Origin of the sequence: Sulfuricurvum sp., from assembly GCF_023229695.1 — a bacterium.
Classification (GTDB): domain Bacteria; phylum Campylobacterota; class Campylobacteria; order Campylobacterales; family Sulfurimonadaceae; genus Sulfuricurvum.
The window spans coordinates 1-18726 of the sequence record NZ_JALNYS010000021.1 but is presented as its reverse complement, the minus strand read 5'-3'; the positions used below and the strand labels follow the sequence as shown (position 1 = coordinate 18726).

23 protein-coding genes and 3 tRNA genes are annotated in these 18726 nt (G+C 44.3%); 25 read left to right on the top strand and 1 reads right to left on the bottom strand.

What is annotated here, in order from left to right:
• The 18 genes from M0P91_RS13450 to M0P91_RS13365 all read left to right on the top strand — a co-directional run bounded on the left by M0P91_RS13450 (position 1) and on the right by M0P91_RS13365 (position 13520).
• Positions 1-645 (top strand): hypothetical protein, encoded by a 645-nt coding sequence (locus M0P91_RS13450; RefSeq protein ID WP_295068439.1) that lies wholly within the window; start codon positions 1-3, stop codon positions 643-645.
• A gap of 63 nt (positions 646-708) precedes the next feature.
• Positions 709-1932, top strand: a complete 1224-nt coding sequence (locus tag M0P91_RS13445) for an LL-diaminopimelate aminotransferase (RefSeq protein ID WP_295068437.1) — start codon at positions 709-711, stop codon at positions 1930-1932.
• The gene (locus tag M0P91_RS13440) at positions 1929-3188 is read left to right on the top strand and encodes a homoserine dehydrogenase (protein ID WP_295068435.1); all 1260 of its coding nucleotides are present in this window, start codon (positions 1929-1931) and stop codon (positions 3186-3188) included. Before M0P91_RS13445 ends, M0P91_RS13440 begins: the two co-directional genes overlap by 4 nt.
• Positions 3189-3431: 243 nt before the next feature.
• A complete protein-coding gene (rpmJ, locus tag M0P91_RS13435) occupies positions 3432-3545 on the top strand; it encodes a 50S ribosomal protein L36 (RefSeq protein WP_015654591.1) in 114 nt (37 codons plus the stop codon).
• 2 nt (positions 3546-3547) lie between these two features.
• Positions 3548-3916, top strand: coding sequence for a 30S ribosomal protein S13 (rpsM, locus tag M0P91_RS13430; RefSeq protein WP_295068432.1), 369 nt, complete (start codon positions 3548-3550; stop codon positions 3914-3916).
• An 11-nt stretch (positions 3917-3927) separates the two neighbouring features.
• Complete coding sequence (gene rpsK / locus M0P91_RS13425) at positions 3928-4320, top strand: 30S ribosomal protein S11 (protein ID WP_015654589.1); 393 nt, start codon at positions 3928-3930, stop codon at positions 4318-4320.
• Positions 4321-4333: 13 nt separating this feature from the next.
• Entirely contained in the window at positions 4334-4960 is a 627-nt protein-coding gene (gene rpsD, locus M0P91_RS13420) for a 30S ribosomal protein S4 (RefSeq protein WP_295068430.1), read from the top strand.
• A gap of 23 nt (positions 4961-4983) precedes the next feature.
• Positions 4984-5976 (top strand): DNA-directed RNA polymerase subunit alpha, encoded by a 993-nt coding sequence (locus M0P91_RS13415; RefSeq protein WP_295068428.1) that lies wholly within the window; start codon positions 4984-4986, stop codon positions 5974-5976.
• Positions 5977-6021: 45 nt separating this feature from the next.
• Positions 6022-6372, top strand: a complete 351-nt coding sequence (gene rplQ / locus M0P91_RS13410) for a 50S ribosomal protein L17 (protein WP_295068425.1) — start codon at positions 6022-6024, stop codon at positions 6370-6372.
• Positions 6373-6500: 128 nt separating this feature from the next.
• Positions 6501-6776 (top strand): NifU family protein, encoded by a 276-nt coding sequence (locus M0P91_RS13405; RefSeq protein ID WP_295068422.1) that lies wholly within the window; start codon positions 6501-6503, stop codon positions 6774-6776.
• Between the two features lie 45 nt (positions 6777-6821).
• Entirely contained in the window at positions 6822-7415 is a 594-nt protein-coding gene (locus M0P91_RS13400) for a hypothetical protein (RefSeq protein ID WP_295068419.1), read from the top strand.
• Positions 7405-8700: a UDP-N-acetylmuramoyl-L-alanyl-D-glutamate--2,6-diaminopimelate ligase gene (locus M0P91_RS13395; RefSeq protein ID WP_295068416.1), complete on the top strand. Its 1296-nt coding sequence runs from the start codon at positions 7405-7407 to the stop codon at positions 8698-8700. The genes M0P91_RS13400 and M0P91_RS13395 overlap by 11 nt, the downstream gene beginning before the upstream one ends.
• Before the next feature lie 105 nt (positions 8701-8805).
• Positions 8806-9180: a (2Fe-2S) ferredoxin domain-containing protein gene (locus M0P91_RS13390; protein WP_295068414.1), complete on the top strand. Its 375-nt coding sequence runs from the start codon at positions 8806-8808 to the stop codon at positions 9178-9180.
• 3 nt (positions 9181-9183) lie between these two features.
• Positions 9184-9549 carry an aspartate 1-decarboxylase gene (gene panD, locus M0P91_RS13385; RefSeq protein WP_295068411.1) on the top strand — a complete coding sequence of 122 codons (366 nt, stop codon included), beginning with the start codon at positions 9184-9186 and terminating at the stop codon, positions 9547-9549.
• Positions 9550-9559: 10 nt separating this feature from the next.
• The gene (locus M0P91_RS13380; protein WP_295068408.1) at positions 9560-9868 is read left to right on the top strand and encodes a YbaB/EbfC family nucleoid-associated protein; all 309 of its coding nucleotides are present in this window, start codon (positions 9560-9562) and stop codon (positions 9866-9868) included.
• A 42-nt stretch (positions 9869-9910) separates the two neighbouring features.
• Positions 9911-10759 carry a polyprenyl synthetase family protein gene (locus M0P91_RS13375; RefSeq protein WP_295068405.1) on the top strand — a complete coding sequence of 283 codons (849 nt, stop codon included), beginning with the start codon at positions 9911-9913 and terminating at the stop codon, positions 10757-10759.
• A 3-nt stretch (positions 10760-10762) separates the two neighbouring features.
• Positions 10763-12679, top strand: coding sequence for a transketolase (tkt, locus tag M0P91_RS13370; protein WP_295068402.1), 1917 nt, complete (start codon positions 10763-10765; stop codon positions 12677-12679).
• Positions 12680-12767: 88 nt separating this feature from the next.
• Positions 12768-13520 carry an RNA methyltransferase gene (locus M0P91_RS13365; protein ID WP_295068399.1) on the top strand — a complete coding sequence of 251 codons (753 nt, stop codon included), beginning with the start codon at positions 12768-12770 and terminating at the stop codon, positions 13518-13520.
• 82 nt (positions 13521-13602) lie between these two features.
• On the opposite strand, the gene M0P91_RS13360 is transcribed toward M0P91_RS13365, so the two are convergent.
• The gene (locus tag M0P91_RS13360) at positions 13603-13932 is read right to left on the bottom strand and encodes a thioredoxin family protein (RefSeq protein WP_295068396.1); all 330 of its coding nucleotides are present in this window, start codon (positions 13930-13932) and stop codon (positions 13603-13605) included.
• A 129-nt stretch (positions 13933-14061) separates the two neighbouring features.
• Between M0P91_RS13360 and M0P91_RS13355 the strand changes: the two genes are divergently transcribed.
• The 7 genes from M0P91_RS13355 (at position 14062) to M0P91_RS13325 (ending at position 18709) form a co-directional block, all read left to right on the top strand.
• Positions 14062-14949 carry an SPASM domain-containing protein gene (locus M0P91_RS13355; RefSeq protein ID WP_295068393.1) on the top strand — a complete coding sequence of 296 codons (888 nt, stop codon included), beginning with the start codon at positions 14062-14064 and terminating at the stop codon, positions 14947-14949.
• Complete coding sequence (gene mgtE / locus M0P91_RS13350; protein ID WP_295068391.1) at positions 14942-16294, top strand: magnesium transporter; 1353 nt, start codon at positions 14942-14944, stop codon at positions 16292-16294. Before M0P91_RS13355 ends, mgtE begins: the two co-directional genes overlap by 8 nt.
• 9 nt (positions 16295-16303) lie before the next feature.
• Complete coding sequence (locus M0P91_RS13345) at positions 16304-17452, top strand: sodium:proton exchanger (protein WP_295068388.1); 1149 nt, start codon at positions 16304-16306, stop codon at positions 17450-17452.
• Between the two features lie 154 nt (positions 17453-17606).
• Positions 17607-18344: a peroxide stress protein YaaA gene (gene yaaA, locus M0P91_RS13340; RefSeq protein WP_295068385.1), complete on the top strand. Its 738-nt coding sequence runs from the start codon at positions 17607-17609 to the stop codon at positions 18342-18344.
• A 66-nt stretch (positions 18345-18410) separates the two neighbouring features.
• A tRNA-Thr gene (locus tag M0P91_RS13335) sits at positions 18411-18487 on the top strand.
• 56 nt (positions 18488-18543) lie between these two features.
• A tRNA-Tyr gene (locus M0P91_RS13330) sits at positions 18544-18629 on the top strand.
• Positions 18630-18632: 3 nt separating this feature from the next.
• Positions 18633-18709 (top strand) — tRNA-Gly (locus M0P91_RS13325).
• The last annotated feature ends 17 nt before the right edge of the window (positions 18710-18726 follow it).

The window sequence follows — 18726 nt, the reverse complement described above, 5'->3', positions numbered from 1 at the left end:
ATGATCAAGCGTAGTTTAGGATTATTGTTTTTATTGCCTTTGGGACTGCTAGCAGCCCAGCTCACTCAACTGAAAACTCATATCGAGCTCAGAGCTGAACCTCTGCCGGCTCTTCCTGCATTGATCTCCACGTTTAATACCCTTGGTTATAAAATACAAATTGATTCACTGTCGAGGTCTGACTCCGTTATACAGATAGAAGCGGTATTGGTTGGCCTCAAGCCTTTTAATTCGGCGACACTGACGGAACATTTTCAGGAAAACGGTATGAAGCTTACCCATGGGCGGGTTAATCAGGGAAAGCTGGAACTCGCTATCGATGCGATGGCGGCAGTATGGAATGTCCCCTTGTTAAATGCTGATGAGGGGATGGAACTGCAACGCTCTTCAGCACCCTACTGGTTTCGGGTGGAACCGGGGCAGGTTGTCAGTATTCAGGCCCCTTATGGTGGAAAATGGTACCCCGATATCAGTGTTTTGGATGGTTCCATGCAGCTTTTGTCTAACTACCGATCTGAAAAAAATCACGATGATTTTAAATTACCTCTTCCGGAGGGGGCCTATTATCTTAAAATTTCGAATACTAACGGGATGAAGGCTCTCAAAGAAGGGATGTGGGTAGAGTCTATGAGCGAAGGGCGCTAAGTTATATAAAAACTAAGTCTCTTATGTTAAAATGGCGCAATTTTTTAATGGCAGGTAAGCACCATGTTTGATGAAATCCAATTTGATCGTATTAAACGTCTTCCTAAGTATGTTTTTGCGGAAGTAAATGATCTTAAAATGGCGCGCAGACGTGCCGGAGCGGATGTTATCGATTTTAGTATGGGTAATCCCGACGGTGACACTCCCGAGCATATTCGTCAAAAATTGATTGAATCGGCTCAAAAAACCAAAACACACGGATATTCGGCCTCCAAAGGGATACCGAAATTGCGTCAGGCGATTTGCGACTGGTATAAGCGCCGCTACGATGTGGATCTGGACCCCGATACGGAAGCGGTAGCGACGATGGGTTCCAAAGAAGGGTACGCCCATTTAGCGTACGCGATTACCAATCCGGGCGATGTCGTTGTTGTCCCGGACCCTACCTATCCGATTCACTCATACGGATTTATTTTAGCCGGCGGAAATGTTCAAAAAATGGAATTGCCGTTTGATGAAGACTATAAGGTTGATGAAGATCTTTTCTTCGAACGTCTTGAACATGCATTTCACGTTTCCTTCCCGAAACCGAAATATTTGGTCGTAAACTTTCCGCACAATCCGACAACGGCGACCGTAACGCCGGAATTTTATACCCGTATTGTGGAGATGGCAAAGCGAGAGCGCTTTTATGTCATCAGTGATATTGCGTACGGTGATTTGACATTCGGCGGATATAAAACACCTTCTATCCTCTCTGTACCCGGGGCCAAGGATGTTGCGGTAGAGTGTTTTACCCTTTCAAAAAGTTATAATATGGCGGGATGGCGTGTCGGATTTTTTGTTGGAAATGCAAAGCTGATCGGGGCATTACAAAAAATCAAAAGTTGGCTGGATTATGGGATGTTTACCCCGATTCAGGTGGCTGCAACCGTCGCATTAAACGGTGATCAAAGCTGTGTCCAAGAGATAACCGATAAGTATGACCACCGTCAAGATGTATTGGTAGATGCATTTAACCGTGCCGGATGGCCGGTACGCCGTAATCAGGCATCGATGTTCGTATGGGCCAAGATTCCTGAATGCGTCCGTCATTTGGGTAGTCTGGAATTTTCGAAACGTCTTTTGGTTGAAGCGAATGTTGCCGTTGCGCCGGGGATTGGTTTCGGTGATTTCGGCGATGAATATGTTCGAATTGCTTTGATCGAGAATGACAAACGGATTCGTCAGGCTGCAAAAAATATTAAACAGTTTTTACAGCAGTTTGAATGTGAGGTTTCTGAGTGACACGTATTGGGATAATCGGTGTCGGTACGGTTGGCCGGGCAGTTGTTTCCATTTTAGAGGAAAATGCATCGATTATATCGGCACGAGCGGGTGATGAGATTGTTGTAAAATGCGGAGTTGTACGTGATTTAGCCAAAGGGTCGGATCTCACAATCGCGTTGTCGCAAGATCCCTACGACATACTTAATGATCCGGAGATAGATATTGTCGTTGAACTGATGGGTGGGGTTGAACTTCCGTTTGAGCTTCTTAAGCAGGCATTAAAAAGCGGAAAAGCGGTTGTAACGGCGAACAAAGCGCTTTTAGCTTATCATCGGTATGAATTACAAGAGATGGCCGGTGAAATCCCTTTTGAATATGAAGCGAGCGTGGCAGGGGGGATTCCGATTATTAACGCATTGCGTGACGGACTCTCCGCCAATCATATCCTCTCTATCATGGGAATCATGAACGGCACCTGTAATTTTATGCTGACGAAAATGATGAATGAAGGGGCCGATTTTAATACAGTGTTATCCGAAGCACAGCGTCTTGGGTATGCAGAAGCGGATCCGACCTTCGATATCGGCGGATTTGATGCGGCGCATAAACTTCTTATTCTGGCATCAATCGCTTACGGTATCGATGCAAAACCTGAAGAGATTTTGATAGAGGGAATTAGCGGGATTACTCAGGATGACATTGCTTTTGCCAAAGAGTTCGGTTACACAATCAAGCTATTGGGAATCGCCAAGCGTGATGGCGATGAAGTTGAATTGCGCGTACATGCAGCGCTGGTTAAAAACGATGCGATGATTGCCAAGATAGACGGAGTGATGAACGGTATCAGTGTGATAGGAGACCGTGTCGGCGAGACACTTTATTATGGACCCGGTGCCGGCGGCAATGCAACCGCAAGCGCTGTAGTCGCCAACATTATCGATATCGTCCGCTCCGGAAAACGTTCGCCTATGCTCGGATTTAACCATCCGTTAGAAGAGAAACTTCGTTTGAAAAACAGTGATGATATCCAATCCAAATACTATCTTCGGCTACGCGTATCGGATAAACCGGGGATACTGGCACAGATCACACGGCTTTTTGCAAACTACACCATTTCTATAGAAGCGGTCATTCAGCGTCCCAGCGAAACAGAGTGTGCCCATTTATTGTTTGCAACGCACGAGGCAACGGAACGCTCAATACGGCTATTGATAGCGGAACTTAAAGATTTGGATGCAGTTTTAGAAGAACCTTTCATGATACGAATCGTCTGAATTTTCTTGAAAAGGTATAAAGTTTTATACCTTTTTAACTTCTCTCTCCGTAAAGTCCGCTTCTTGCGGGTGCCTTTTAGCTTAATAAAACTTTAACATAAACAGATGTACAATACGCCTCCACTTTGCATTATCGGACAAAATGATTGAATATTTATAACTGCTGAAGGGTAGTCATAAATATTGGTGTTGTTTCGATCTCACCTACGAGAAGCAAGTGACCTAAATGAACGGAGCCTACCGATGAAAGTACGTTCTTCAGTGAAGAAAATGTGCGACGATTGTAAAATCATCAAACGCAAAGGGGTTGTGCGCGTAATCTGCAAAACCCCAAAACATAAACAGAGACAAGGATAAGCATGGCACGTATTGCTGGTGTGGACTTACCTAAGAAAAAACGGATTGAATATGGTCTAACCTATATCTATGGTATCGGTTTACATACTTCACGTAAAATTTTGGATGCAACTGGCATCGATTATAACAAGCGTGTTTATGAGCTTACCGAAGATGAAGCAGCTACCCTTGCGAAAGAAATTCGCGTAAGTACAGTTGTAGAAGGTGACCTTCGTAAGCAAGTCGCTATGGATATCAAAGCGTTGATGGATCTTGGTTCGTACCGTGGTCTTCGTCATCGTAAGGGTCTCCCATGCCGTGGTCAGAAAACCAAAACCAATGCTCGTACACGCAAAGGTAAGAAGAAAACCGTCGGCTCAGCCACAAAGTAAGGGATTAGAGTATGGCAAAAAGAAAAGCAACCCGTAAAAAAATCGTAAAGAAGAATATTGCACGAGGTATCGTACATATCTTGGCATCATTCAACAATACCCTTGTAACGGTAACGGATGAGATGGGTAACATGATCGCATGGAGTTCGGCTGGTGCCCTTGGTTTCAAAGGTTCTAAAAAGTCAACTCCGTTTGCTGCACAACAAGCAGTAGAATCAGCGTTGGAAAAAGCAATGGTCCACGGAATCAAAGAAGTGGGAATTAAAGTTCAGGGACCGGGATCCGGTCGTGAAACTGCAGTTAAAAGTGTTGGTGCTATCGAGGGTCTACGTGTCTCTTTCATGAAAGACGTAACTCCGCTACCACACAACGGATGTCGTGCGCCTAAGCGCCGACGCGTGTAAGGAGAGGTTTGTAATGGCAAGATATAGAGGACCCGTAGAAAAAATCGAAAGAAGATTCGGTGTAAGCCTTGGTTTAAAAGGTGAGCGTCGTCTTGCAGGTAAAAGTGCCCTTGACAAACGTCCGTACGGACCTGGCCAGCATGGTCAACGCCGTACAAAAATCTCTGAGTACGGTACACAGCTTCGCGAAAAACAAAAAGCGAAGTTTATGTACGGTTTGAGCGAAAAGCAAATGCGTGCATTGTTTGCTGAAGCAAAACGTCGTACGGGTAACACTGGTACGAACTTGGTAATGCTTCTTGAGCAGCGTCTTGACAATGTCCTTTACCGCATGGGCTTTGCGACAACACGTCGTTTTGCACGTCAGCTGGTAAACCATGGTCACGTTTTGGTTGACGGCAAGCGTGTCGATATCCCATCATACCGTGTTAATCCGGGTCAAAAAGTGGAAATCATCGAAAAGAGTAAAAAGAATAATCAAATTGTCCGTGCAGTAGAGCTTACCAATCAAACCGGTCTTGCTTCATGGGTTGATATCGATCAAGAAAAATTATTCGGAATTTTCACACGTCTCCCAGAGCGTGAAGAAGTTGTTATACCTGTTGAGGAACGTCTAATCGTCGAGCTTTACTCGAAATAATCATTAAAGAAAGGGCGCTCAGCATGAAAAAAATTAAAACATCTCCGCTTCTTCCAAAGGAATTTGTCGTCGAGCAAATCAGTGCGAATGAAGCGAATATTATTGCCTATCCGTTTGAAACCGGTTTTGCGGTTTCACTCGCCCATCCGATTCGCCGCTTTTTGCTAAGCAGTTCGGTAGGATATGCACCGATCGGTATTAAAATCGAGGGAGCTAAGCATGAGTTCGACTCAGTTCGCGGTATGCTCGAAGATATTTCGGATTTCATCATCAATCTAAAAGGGATCCGTTTTAAATTAAAAAACGGTCTTAAAGAGAAAGAGATCGCTTATAGTTTTGCAGGCCCTTGCGAAATTCATGGAAGTGATTTGGAGAACGATGATGTTGAAGTGGTGACCCCGAATGCTTTCTTGGCAACCTTAAATGAAGATGCGACATTGAATTTCAGTGTTAAAATTCATCAAGGTATCGGTTATGCACCGAGTGAAGACGTTCGCGATAGCTTGGGCGAAGGGTATATCGCACTTGATGCGTATTTTACTCCGGTACGACGGGCAACATATGCTATTGATAATGTTTTGGTCGAAGATAATCCAAACTTCGAAAAAGTAATTATTAATATTCTTACCGACGGTCAAATTTCGCCGGTTGATGCATTTAAAAATGCATTAGACGTTATGTACGCGCAAATGGCTGTTTTTAACAGTGAAGTGAGCATTAAAGCTCCTGCAACTGCTGAGCGAGGTGATGAAAATCCTGAGCTTAAGCGTTTGGGTGCACGTATCGAAGAACTTGGATTGAGCGCACGAAGCTTTAACTGTTTGGATCGTTCAAATATCAAATATATTGGTGAAATCGTTATGATGAGCCAAAATGATTTGAAAGAGGTTAAAAATCTCGGCAAAAAATCGTTTGAAGAGATTTTAGAGAAAATCACGGATTTCGGTTATGTCGTCGGGCAAGATCTTTCGGATGACCTTATCAGTGCCATTAAAAAGAAAATCGAAGCTGAATAAATTTCAGCTTTGTTAGCGTTAAAATTATAGATATAGGAAAGTATCATGAGACATCGTCACGGATACCGCAAGCTGGGTCGTACAAGCGCACATCGTGAAGCTTTATTGACTAACCTTAGCATTGCGTTGATTGAACACGGTAAAATTGAAACAACGTTGATCAAAGCGAAAGAACTCCGTTCATTTGCTGAAAAATTGATTACAACTGCTCGTGCAGGTGATGCAAACGCACATCGTGCTGTATTTGCTGTTTTACAAAACAAAGAAGCCACTAAATTGCTTGTAAATGAAGTTGCTCCAAAATACGTTGATCGCAACGGTGGTTATACCCGCATCGTTAAAACACGTATCCGTCGTGGGGATGCTACCCATATGGCATACATTGAACTCGTCTAACGAGTTCATCCCCTCTACCCCTTAAAATGAGCTTCGCTCGAAATCCATCCTGTTTCCTATTAGTGGTTGTTTAGCCCAAATCCCCTATTATTGCCTATTCTATTTCAGATATTGAAGGTACAATTATTATGATTCCGTTTACTGATGAAGAATTGATGCAGCCGGTGCGTCATGTTATTGATAAAATTCGACCAAGTCTTGCACTTGATGGTGGAGATATCGTATTTATTACGGTTAAAAACGGGACGGTTTACGTCCAGCTACAAGGCGCATGTATCGGTTGCGGAAGCAGTGGCAATACGTTAAAATACGGGGTTGAAAGACAACTGCGTATGGATATTCATCCGGAGCTGACAGTGTTCAATGTGCCTCATGGGATGGAAAATCAAATCGAGGCATTATAAATTATGAAGAAAAGTCGATATAGAGAATAAATTAGGAGGGATACTATGAAAACAGTTAGTCTATCCAAAACCCTCAATCATGCAAATGAATATTTTTTATCAGGTCAGTATCGTGATGCGCTGCGCGCTTATTCGCTGGCCCTAAAAGATCACCCATTGTCAAAAGAGGCCTATAACGGTGCGATTCTTTCGGATATGGCAATCAGCGGAGAAAGCGGTGCCGAAGCACTTTTTGATTACTACACGATATTGCGAAGTGAAGATACGGAACAAGCAGATAATATTATTTCGGAAATTCTTGAAACAATGGACGGAACTTTGGATCAGTTGGTCGGACTGGTCGATGAGACGATTAAGCAACGGCTCTCCTATGAAGACGGAATTATGTATACCGAATTCAAAGAACTGATTCAAGATGAAAATGATTTTAACCGTATTTTTGAGAATATTATGTTTTCTACGCGTGTCATTATTACTGAGAAAGAGGACTTTGTCGATTTTTTAGACAGTTTGATTCTTCATGGATATAAAGAGATGGCATTGAGTTATTTGGAAAGTGCTCTGGGTGTTTATCCGAATGATCGCCAGTTGCGAAATCTGTTACGACGGCTTGCGAAGGGGAGAGAACTTGAAAGTTGAGATTCAGGGTCAGTCATATCGGTATGTAACCGAAAATTCTGCTGAGTGTGACGTTAATAGTGCTTTTCTGGTAACGAAGCAAAATGCGAAATATCGGGATGATGCGGTAGATAGAGGTGCGCACTCTGTTTTAACTCCCGAGGCGTGTTGGAAACTTTTTGGGCTAGATCGTATCAAAGTTATCGGCATTACCGGAACAAACGGTAAAACAACGACGGCGAGTGCAATCTATTCGATTCTCCTTGATTGCGGCTATAAAGTAGCTATGCAGGGGACTCGCGGTTTTTTTATGAATGATGCCCTCGTAGAAGGTAAAACCCTTACAACCCCTACTGTATTTAATACCTACCGTCATATGGCACAGGCCATTGCGTCAGGATGTGAGTATTTTGTCATGGAAGTGAGTTCACATGCGATTGAGCAAGAGCGAATAGAGGGGATACGCTTTTCCCTTAAAGTCTTGACCAACATTACCCAAGATCATCTCGATTATCATGAGAGTATCGAGGAGTATATCCGTATTAAAAATATTTTTTTTCAGGACGAAACCAAAAAACTGATCAATAAAGATGAATCGAGGGCCGATTTTAATATCAAAAATGCGTTTACCTATGGAGTGGAAAATCCGGCTACCTATAAAATCGTTGCATATTCTCTGAATAACGGAGTGAGCGGTGTTCTGAAACATTTTGAGGAGCATGTCGCCTTTACGACCTCTTTGCACGGTTTTTTCAATCTGTACAATATTACTGCCGCAATGGCTGCTGTTCATCTAATAAGCGGTGTATCGCTCGAAAAAATTTGTGATGTCATTGAAAATTTCGGCGGTGTAAGCGGCCGTATGGAAGTGGTCAGCGAATCTCCGTTGGTGATTGTTGATTTTGCCCATACACCGGACGGAATGGAACAGGTGCTTAATGCATTAAAAGAGAAAGATGTTTTAGTCGTATTCGGCGCGGGCGGAGATAGAGATCGATCCAAACGTCCATTGATGGGAAGAGTAGCCGCATCACTGGCGAAGAGAGTGTATGTCACGAGTGACAATCCCCGTTTTGAAGATCCTGACAGTATCATTGCGGATATTTTGTCGGGGATAGAAGATCAAAGCAATGTGTTTGTTGACGTGAACCGACGAAATGCTATTAAGCAAGCATTGAGCGATCGCAGCGGTGATGAAGTGGTCCTTATTTTGGGAAAAGGGGACGAAACGTTTCAGATTATATACGATCAGAATCTCCCCTTTGATGACCGCATCGTGGCAAAAGAGTTGTTAAAAGAGATTTAAAGAGAACAATTGTCTGTGCTTCCTTAATGTGGAGCGAGTTGATTTGGATATAATGCCGAAACAATTTTACGGTGTGGCAGCACACTGATATTAAAAGGAGCGTTTATGGGTCTTCCTCAGCCAGCGTTTTATATTTTCAAATGTGAGCAAAGTTCCCCTCCGGGGATGCCAAAACCGAGTTGCGTGAATCCGCAGACGCAAGATCTTTTTCAGCATTTAGCGCAAACCCTGATGCAAAAAGGGCTTATTGCAACGGTGCAACCGATCCGAACATCGTGCATGAATCGCTGTAACGTAGGGCCGATTATGCTGGTAGAGCCAGGGCATGTGATGTATGCCGGATTGACAAAAGAGAAGATCAGTGAAATTATCGACCGACATATCATCGGCGGAGAAGTGGTGCAAGAGTATGTTATTCCTGCAGAGTTGTGGGATGCTCCGATCACTCCGGAAGCGATGATGAAGCAGATGGGGCGCTAATCGATGTTGATCGAAATGCTCTACAGTAAAATCCATCGTGCTACGGTGACCGATGCTAATCTTAATTATGTCGGCTCTATCACCATCGATGAGGAGCTTTTGGAAGCTTCAAAAATGCGTGTAGGTCAAAAAGTCGAGATACTCAACATCAATAACGGTGAACGATTTTCGACGTATGTTATCCTCGGTGAGCGTGGGCAGCGCGACATTTGTCTGAACGGCGCAGCGGCTAGAAAGGTTCATAAAGGGGATAAAATTATTATTGTTGCCTATGCGACGTATAATGAGAGTGAACTTGAAAAGTACAAGCCTACCGTTGTTCTGGTTGATGATGATAACACTATTACCGATGTGATTGAAAAAATCTAAGGGCAGATGAATGTTCGGAAATCTCGGAGATATGGGAAAAATAGTCGAAGCGCTTCAAGCGCAGGCGCAAACGATGGACAAAGAGCTCTCAGAACGACGTTATACCGTTAAAAGCGGCGGTGGAATGGTCAAGCTTACCGTTGACGGTAAAGGGGAAGCGATTGATCTGGAGATTGACGATTCCCTTCTGGAGGATAAATCCTCTTTGCAAATTATTCTCCTTTCCGCCATTACGGATGGCTATAAAATGGTTGAAGATAATAAAAAACAACATGCAATGGGGATGTTAGGCGGATTAAATCCGTTTGGTTCTAAATAAGCTCCATCGTGGTAAAATTTCACTAAAAAACAGTGGGGAATCATGGAGCGTTTTGAAGCTTTCTTATCGGCACATTTACCCAGTGCCCCCAGTATCCATCCCCATTATGAAAATGCCTTGCGTCAAATGCTAAAAGGGGGGGGGAAACGGTTTCGTCCTGCACTTTTACTGGGTGTAGTACGTGCTTATAATCCCCTTCTTTTGGAGAGTGCCTACCACGTTGCCTTGGCAATAGAGGTATTGCATACGTATTCACTGATACATGATGATCTGCCGGCGATGGATAATGCTTCGTTACGACGCGGTATTCCGACTCTCCATAAAACCTATGATGAAGTCACGGCAATACTCGTCGGGGATGCATTGAATACCTATGCTTTTGAACTCCTTTCCAACGCGCCGTTCAGTGATAAAATCATCGTCAGGCTGATACGGGAACTTTCGACAAACGGCGGTTTAGGCGGGATGGTGCTGGGACAAGCAATTGATTGTTATTTTGAACATCAGCGGCTTGATCCGGAACAGGTCAAGATACTGCATATCCATAAAACCGGAATGTTAATTGCCGCATCCCTTAAAATGGGTGCCATCATTGCAGGGCGAGAAGAGATGGCCGCTCTACTGTATGACTTCGGTATTGATTTGGGGCTTTTATTTCAGATACAAGATGATATCTTGGATGTGACGATGAGTGCCGAAGAGGCAGGGAAAACGACACAGGCAGATGGAGCGAAAAACAGTTTTGTCACGTTGCTTGGATTTGAAACGGCAATGCAAGAGGCCGATTCTTTGGCAGAAAAACTTTTAAAACAGATGAAAAGTTTTGATGAAAATTTGCACGGTGAATTGTCACCAACACTTACCCACTATATTAACAGACATAAGGACTAGATGATGAGTAATGCAATGCGCCAAAAAATGGCAGATACGATTCGATTTTTAGCGGCAGATATGGTACAGCAGGCAAATTCGGGCCATCCGGGCGCTCCGATGGGGTTGGCCGATATTGCGGTGGTTTTGTCTGAGCATCTTTCCCATAATCCGAAAAATCCGAAATGGCTGAACCGCGACCGACTCGTTTTTTCCGGCGGACACGGTACCGGTCTCATTTATTCACTTTATCATCTTTGGGGATACGGGCTTGAGATTGATGATCTCAAAAAATTCCGTCAGCTGGATTCAGCCACTCCGGGCCATCCTGAGTACGCTCATACAGCCGGGATTGAAATTACGACAGGTCCTTTGGGGCAGGGTGTGGCGAATGCGGTTGGATTTGCGATGGCTTCGGCGTATGTCGGAAATAAAGTCAATTCGGAAACCGCGTCGTTGATCGATCATCGTGTTTATTGTCTGTGTGGAGACGGAGATCTCGAAGAGGGGATCAGCTACGAAGCGTGTTCGATTGCCGGACATCTTGGATTGGATAATTTGATTCTGATTTTTGATTCGAATCAAATAACCATCGAGGGATCAACACAATTGAGTATTAGCGAAAATATTCGAGATCGTTTTGAATCTCAAAATTGGGCGGTTTTAGAGATTGACGGTCACAATTTTGATGAGATTGACGGTGCAATTACCCAAGCGAAAATGATCAAACGCCCCGTTTTGATTATTGCCAATACCGTCATTGCCAAAGGCGGTGACAAGATGGAAGGGTCTCATCATGCTCACGGTGCTCCATTGGGTCAGGATGTGATTAAAGCGGCAAAAATTCAGGCGGGATTTGATCCTGAGGCAACATTTGCGGTGAGCGATGATGTAATGGAGCGTTTTCGATGTGCAATTGAGAAAGGGGATTTAGCTGAGCGTGAATGGAACCATCGTCTTAAAGAACTCCCTTTAAGTGAACAAAATGAAGCATATGAACAACTTGTTAATCCTGATTTCAGCCGTATTCAGTGGCCTGTATTTGAAAAAGCAGATGCAACCCGCAATACTAACGGAACGATTCTAAATGCGCTGGCCAAAGCGATTCCGGGGTTTTTAGGGGGGTCCGCCGACTTAGGTCCATCCAACAAAACAGAATTGAAAGATATGGGAGATTTTCCGAAGGGTAAAAATATCCATTTTGGGATTCGTGAACATGCAATGGCCTCCATTACCAACGCAATGGCCCTTTATGGTCCGTTGATGCCGTTCAGTGCAACATTTTTCGTTTTCAGCGACTATCTTAAACCTGCGGCGCGGATCGCGGCACTTTCGGGGATTCAGCAATTTTTCATCTGGACGCATGACAGTATCGGTGTCGGAGAAGATGGACCGACCCATCAGCCGATCGAGCATTTGAGCCAATTTCGTGCCGTGCCGAATTTCTATGTTTATCGCCCTGCCGACGGCACAGAAAATGTCAAATGCTGGCAAAAAGCGCTGTTAATGAAACATTCACCATCCGCATTTGTCTGTTCTCGTCAGAATCTGCCTTTGCTACCGAATCCGGTTAAAGGGGATGTTGAAAACGGCGGATATTTAATTGTAGAAGAGGTGAATGCCGGTGTAACATTAATGGCTTCGGGTTCTGAGGTCTCTTTGGCACTTGAAACGGCACAGCTCCTTGCGGAGCAAGGGATTAAAGCGAATGTTGTCAGTGTCCCTTGTTTTGACCTTTTAATGGATCAACCGCAAAGCTATATCGATTCGATTATCAAGCCTTCAACCAAAAAAGTAGCGATCGAAGCGGCTCGTGGATTGGAATGGTATCGGTTCGCCGATACGCTCATAGCGATGGAGAGTTTCGGAGCAAGTGCTCCGGCAGACCAGCTGTTTGAACGCTTCGGCTTTACCGCCGAAGCGATTGCATCGAAAATTTAATTTCTACCTCGTACGGGGCAAACTTCAGCGCCTTAGCGGCTAACGCAGCTAAAGGGATGGTATTCCTTTTGCATATAGAAGGATAAAAATGGATGATTCCCCTGAGTATTTAGAAAAAAAAGCGTTTTTCGACTCCTTGATCACATTGTACGGGCGCAATGTTGCCGTAGAAGTGTTACGCGATGATACGGCAGAGGTTCATAAACTTCACCTCTCCAAAAGCAACCGCAGTGACGAGACGATCGAAGAGATTCTTTCTCTTGCACAGATGCGGGGGATCGAAATCAAATACCACTCCAAAGAGGCTTTGTCGCGCATTTCAAAGAACAGTGCTCAGGATCAAGGGGTGGCGATCGATGTACGATCGGCCAATTATCGACATGCCCACGTAATCCGTAAAGAGTTTCGAGACGGATTTCGTTTTTTGGCCTTGGATGGGATCAACAATCCCCAAAACCTCGGGATGATTATCCGTTCCGCAGCGGCAAGTAAGATTGATGGTTTGATTTTACCCCGCCGTAACAGTACCAAACTCTCTCCTCTGGTGATGAAAGCGAGTGCGGGGACCCTGTTTAAAATGCCGATTTATTACTGCAACGATCTGAGTGAGATTTTAGAGATCCCGGATACGGCAATAATCACACTCTCTTCCCATGCAGCGGATGATATCTATTCCCTAAAAATTCCGAAACGGGCAATTTTTGTTTTGGGCAATGAGAGCGAAGGGGTGAGTAGGGAGGTGATGGACGCGTCAACGCATCAGATATCGATACCGATGCATCGCGGCGTCGAATCGCTGAATGTCGCCGTGACGGCAGGGATCGTCAGCTTTTTACCGTGAAAGCGCAGAATGCGCTGGGCATCCCGCCGAGGGCGAAGTGCCTACGGGGTGAAACCCGGTGTTCACGTAACCTGTCGGGATTTTATTCCGATGGCGTTAGCATAATGTTATAAGGTCTTCGGATCGATTCAACAACTTCACCGACACTCATATGGCGGCTTTTGCGTAAAAATTCCCGCCCTTGAAAATAGATCAGTACGGTCGGAATGGTAAATACACTAAAGTGGGAACTGATTTCAGGTGTTTCAGAGATATCGATACTCTCGATAACAAACGTCGGAAATTCGGCGGAAATAGCTTCAATCAGTTTGGGTTTGAGCGCATGGCAGACATTGCACATCGGTGCGCTGAAATAGAGCATTAGTGCATCATGATCGTTAAGTGCTTGTTGAATGGTTTGTAAAGTTTGCATAAACGCAATTGTATCACAGAGAAAAAATATAAGAGTGCGGTTACACTGCACGTGAGCTCTCTGCTGAAGAGAACTTAGTGTTAGCGTAGCTTTCGGGGGTTAGCTCCGGAAGCGTACAAAGGATTTTTTATGAAATTTCACCGTGTCTATATTGAAGTGACGAATATCTGCGGTTTGGCATGCAGTTTCTGCCCTCCGAAAGCTCAACCGTCGCACACAATGGATTTACCCTTTTTTGAATCGGTTTTAAATGAGCTTCATCCGTATACCAAAGAGGTTGCTCTTCATGTCATGGGTGATCCGATGGTCCTCTCCAATCTCAATGGGTATTTGGACAGTGCAGATCGGTTGGGGTTTAGGGTGACGATTACGACCAGCGGATTTTATCTGGATGCATCACGAAGAGAAACTTGTTTTCATCCGGCAGTCAAACAAATCAATATTTCATTGAATAGTTTCAATAAAAACAGCATTTCGCGAAGTTTTGAAGCGTATTTAGAACCTATTTTACACCTCTGTGACGATAAATTAGGGGGTAAAAAGGATGTTTTTATCAATCTTAGAGTTTGGAATTTAGATGATACCTACAGTGAAAAGGGGTTCAACAAGCAGCTTTTTCGGAAACTCGAAGAGCATTTTGGTTTAGGAAAAGGGGTAATCGAAAGTCAGGTCAGCGGCGAACGTCAATCGATTCGGCTGGCTTCTAAAATTTTGCTCCATTTTGACCGCTATTTTGAGTGGCCCAGTTTGACAAACGATAGGGTCGCAGACGGATACTGCCACGGACTTAGCGGCCAAATCGCCATTCTCTCGGATGGGAGAGTGGTGCCGTGCTGTCTGGACGGTGAGGGAATTATGGAACTGGGTAATCTCCATGATACAAATTTGGGTAAAATTCTCCAATCAAAACGTTCCGAGGCAATGGTACAAGGTTTTTTAAAAGGACTCGCGGTCGAGGAATTGTGCCGAAAGTGCAGCTATAAAGAGCGATTTATCTTAAGGAACCAACATGATTGAAAACGTACTGGAATCGATTAACAATCGTGTTACGCTCTACAACGAAGGGATTGACGAAAGCGTTCATACGTATGAAATCGCCAGTTTGTTGAAAACTCTTCATGATGAAGACGAAGAACTGTATGCAAAAACCTTAGAAACCCTTCCCAAAGATATTTTGGCGGAAGTGTTGCTGGAAATGCCGCAGCAGCATATGGAAGAGGCCTATGAGCAGCTTGGGGCTGAAGGGTTGGCCGATCTTGCGGCAGAACTTGATACAGATGATGCGGCCGATCTGATCCAAAGTATTGAAGAGATGGATGAAGATCTCGCAGAAGAGGTTCTTTCCCGACTCTCGGATGATGATCGTGCAACCATTGAAACGCTTATTTCCTACGGTGACAATGAAGCGGGTGCTTACATGCAAACCGAGCTTTTTGAAGCCAATACGGATGAAAATGTGGGAGCCTCAATCAAACGTCTTCGGATGATGAAAGCCGAAGCGTTGATTGATAACGTTCATCAGGTCTTTGTCGTCGATAAACATCGGCGACTGATCGGTGCGATTTTGTTGGAGGACTTGATTTTACACGAACCGCATGAATTGTATCGGGATATTCTCCATGATGGACACAATACCCTTCACGTACATGCACACGATGATATTTACGATGTCGTCGAAGTATTTGCCAATTATAATCTCAATACGTTAGGGGTTGTGGATGAGAATCAGATTCTCCTTGGAAGGATTACGGCCGATGACATTCATGATGTCATGGAAGAGCGGGCTACTGAGCAGATTTACCACATGGCCGGAGTCAATGATGAAGCCGAACAGGATGAAGAGCTTTGGAGCATCGGAAAGCATCGTGCCATTTGGCTTGCAATCAATTTGATTACAGCAATAGCCGCTTCAGTTGTTATCGGAATGTTCGATGCAACGATTGAAGCGATCGTCGCATTGGCTATTTTAATGCCGATTGTCGCATCAATGGGGGGAAATGCGGGGACTCAGACCTTGACGGTAACGGTACGTAAAATTGCCCTTGGAGAAATTGAGGGGCGAGAAGCGTATGCTACGATAAAACGTGAAGTTCTTTTAGCGTTGATTAACGGTATCATCTTTGCCGCTCTTATCGGCGGCGTTGCTTATGCGTGGTTTCATATCCCTTTACTCGGCTTGGTTATCGCGTTATCGATGATTATTAATCTCTTTTTTGCAGGATTTTTCGGTACTATTATCCCATTAGGTCTTCGACGGGCAGGTATTGATCCGGCAATCGGTTCAACTGTCATTTTGACAACGGTGACTGACATTGTTGGTTTTTTCAGCTTTTTAGGGCTGGCAACGATCATTTTACTATAAGGATAACTTTTGGACAGGCGGATTCGCTATTTTATTGAAGATTACTGGGATATATTCGTAGGGATTATTTCGGTTGTTCTTGCATTTTTCTTTCATCATCAAGGGGAAGGCTTGGTAGCGACTCTGTTCGCCGCTGCCGGTATTGCGGCACTCTCTCTTACCGTGGCGGAAGTATCCGATATTCTTTCAGAACGTCTACACGAACCGTACGGCAGTTTTGTCCTCACCTTTAGCGCCGTTGTGGTAGAAATTATTTTGCTGTATGTAATTTTATTGGAAGTGCGTCATAGTCCGGAAGTTTTAGAGACCGTAAAGGGGGGGATTATTTCTGCTGTTATTGTGGATCTGAATGTTCTCCTCGGCCTTGCCGTATTCTTGGGGGGGCTTGCTTTTTCACAGCAACAACACAATAAAGAGACCTCCAGCGCCTACAGTACCGTTTTGTTTGTTGCCTCATCCGCTTTACTGGTTCCAGGACTGCTCAGTCAAACGGAACACGGTAGTGAATCATTAACGCAAGTGAGTCATTTGATCGCGGGTGTCTTGCTCCTTTTTTATCTTATTATCTTTATTTTTCAGACCCGTACCCATACCCATTTTTTTAAAGCAACGGCACGGAGCCGATTCTTTCGTTTGAAACGGAAGCTTCAGGAGGAGGAGGGGGAGATCGATGAAAATGACTCGAGTGATTATATATTTGAACATTTAAGTACAGCTGTCAACTTTGCCGCTATTTTTATCCTGATCGGCATTATTGCATTGGGCGCAGAAATCTTTGCCGGCGACGGGGTGAAAATTGCTCGTGAACATCATGTCTCAGCAGGATTGGCAGGATTGGTTATTGCCATTATCAGTGTATTCCCTGAGATATTTACGGCAGTTCGCGCGGCCCGTAATGATCAGATACAGCGTGTCGTCAATATTGCAATGGGGGCTTCGACGGTTTCGATTATTTTGACGGTACCCATCCTGATGCTTCTGGCCCACTTTTCGGGAATCAATCTAACCCTTGATTTTAATCCGCTTCAGATCGGCGCATTGTTGCTAACGATCCTCTTGGTCTGGAAAACAACCGAAGAGGGTGAAACAAACTATTTCGAGGGGGCTTCGCATCTGATGTTTTTTCTTAGTTATGCGATCATCGCTACCTATTACTAACTGATGTTATGCACATTAAGAATAGAGTCCCTACCACCTCCTAAAGCTACCCGCATCTTTCGGATGCGAGATTAACTCTCCTTGACGCACTTACTAAAGCAAGGTACGTAAGGCCAGATAATAACAACATACACGTTTATTTTAAGGATTTATTATGGTTATACTGTTCGCCCCCAGTGAAGGGAAGAAAGAGGGGGGGATATTGCCTCCGATAAACAGTGAGAGCTACATTTTTCCCGAGCTTTATTCAAAACGGCTTGAAGTAGTGAAGGCGTATGAAACATTGGTTCGTGAGGGGAGTGATGAGCGGCTGGTTGATCTTTTCGGAATTAAAAATATCAAAGAGTTTGAACGTTACAAAACCCCTTTGCGCGAAGCACCGACGATGAAAGCAATTGAACGTTACGATGGAGTAGCGTACGACTATTTGCAATATAAGAGTCTTGAGCGCGACGCACAAGCGTATGTGGATAATCGTGTCATCCTTTTTTCCAACCTCTTCGGACCGATTCGCGCCCGGGACCCTTTACCCGATTATAAACTCAAACAAGGATCGCTCATAGGATCTTTGGTTCCGGAAAAACATTACAAAGAGTATTTCAGTAATGTATTGGACCGTTATATCGGCGATCAGGAGGTATTAGATCTACGTGCAGGGTTCTATGATAAATTTTACGTACCGAAAAATAAAACGACTACGTTAAAATTTTTGAAAGAGGGGAAAGTTGTAAGCCATTGGGCCAAAGCATATCGAGGGGTTATACTTCGAGAAGCCGCAACGCACCGTGTAGAGACAATTGAGGAGCTTTTAGCCCTTCAAATTGAGGGGCTGATGTTCAGTGAAATTCGAGAAATGAAGAGGGCAACGGAGATTGTTTATACAATTTTTTAAATTCTTTTTGAAAAGCCTTGACATTTTAAAAAAAAATTACTATAATTTCAGCTCCATTTCGGATATGCCGGCATAGCTCAGTTGGCTAGAGCAACTGATTTGTAATCAGTAGGCCCGGGGTTCAAATCCTCGTGCCGGCACCATTGAAGAAATCGGAATTTCTTTTATCGGAATCAGTGTTAGACCAGATTATGGCCGTGGTGAGATACTCAAGTGGCCAACGAGGGCAGACTGTAAATCTGCTGATTTTTATCTTCGAAGGTTCGAATCCTTCTCTCACCACCATCTGCGGGAATAGCTCAGTTGGCTAGAGCGTCAGCCTTCCAAGCTGAATGTCGCGAGTTCGAGTCTCGTTTCCCGCTCCACTGGGAGCTGAAGTACA

What these genes read in the sequence shown, in the direction of transcription:
- M0P91_RS13450 (WP_295068439.1), top strand. Translation starts at nt 1, where the DNA reads ATGATCAAGCGTAGTTTAGGATTATTGTTTTTATTGCCTTTGGGACTG.
- M0P91_RS13445 (WP_295068437.1), top strand. Translation starts at nt 709, where the DNA reads ATGTTTGATGAAATCCAATTTGATCGTATTAAACGTCTTCCTAAGTAT.
- rpmJ (WP_015654591.1), top strand. Translation starts at nt 3,432, where the DNA reads ATGAAAGTACGTTCTTCAGTGAAGAAAATGTGCGACGATTGTAAAATC.
- rpsM (WP_295068432.1), top strand. Translation starts at nt 3,548, where the DNA reads ATGGCACGTATTGCTGGTGTGGACTTACCTAAGAAAAAACGGATTGAA.
- rpsK (WP_015654589.1), top strand. Translation starts at nt 3,928, where the DNA reads ATGGCAAAAAGAAAAGCAACCCGTAAAAAAATCGTAAAGAAGAATATT.
- rpsD (WP_295068430.1), top strand. Translation starts at nt 4,334, where the DNA reads ATGGCAAGATATAGAGGACCCGTAGAAAAAATCGAAAGAAGATTCGGT.
- M0P91_RS13415 (WP_295068428.1), top strand. Translation starts at nt 4,984, where the DNA reads ATGAAAAAAATTAAAACATCTCCGCTTCTTCCAAAGGAATTTGTCGTC.
- rplQ (WP_295068425.1), top strand. Translation starts at nt 6,022, where the DNA reads ATGAGACATCGTCACGGATACCGCAAGCTGGGTCGTACAAGCGCACAT.
- M0P91_RS13405 (WP_295068422.1), top strand. Translation starts at nt 6,501, where the DNA reads ATGATTCCGTTTACTGATGAAGAATTGATGCAGCCGGTGCGTCATGTT.
- M0P91_RS13400 (WP_295068419.1), top strand. Translation starts at nt 6,822, where the DNA reads ATGAAAACAGTTAGTCTATCCAAAACCCTCAATCATGCAAATGAATAT.
- M0P91_RS13390 (WP_295068414.1), top strand. Translation starts at nt 8,806, where the DNA reads ATGGGTCTTCCTCAGCCAGCGTTTTATATTTTCAAATGTGAGCAAAGT.
- panD (WP_295068411.1), top strand. Translation starts at nt 9,184, where the DNA reads ATGTTGATCGAAATGCTCTACAGTAAAATCCATCGTGCTACGGTGACC.
- M0P91_RS13380 (WP_295068408.1), top strand. Translation starts at nt 9,560, where the DNA reads ATGTTCGGAAATCTCGGAGATATGGGAAAAATAGTCGAAGCGCTTCAA.
- M0P91_RS13375 (WP_295068405.1), top strand. Translation starts at nt 9,911, where the DNA reads ATGGAGCGTTTTGAAGCTTTCTTATCGGCACATTTACCCAGTGCCCCC.
- tkt (WP_295068402.1), top strand. Translation starts at nt 10,763, where the DNA reads ATGAGTAATGCAATGCGCCAAAAAATGGCAGATACGATTCGATTTTTA.
- M0P91_RS13365 (WP_295068399.1), top strand. Translation starts at nt 12,768, where the DNA reads ATGGATGATTCCCCTGAGTATTTAGAAAAAAAAGCGTTTTTCGACTCC.
- M0P91_RS13360 (WP_295068396.1), bottom strand. Translation starts at nt 13,932, where the DNA reads ATGCAAACTTTACAAACCATTCAACAAGCACTTAACGATCATGATGCA.
- M0P91_RS13355 (WP_295068393.1), top strand. Translation starts at nt 14,062, where the DNA reads ATGAAATTTCACCGTGTCTATATTGAAGTGACGAATATCTGCGGTTTG.
- mgtE (WP_295068391.1), top strand. Translation starts at nt 14,942, where the DNA reads ATGATTGAAAACGTACTGGAATCGATTAACAATCGTGTTACGCTCTAC.
- yaaA (WP_295068385.1), top strand. Translation starts at nt 17,607, where the DNA reads ATGGTTATACTGTTCGCCCCCAGTGAAGGGAAGAAAGAGGGGGGGATA.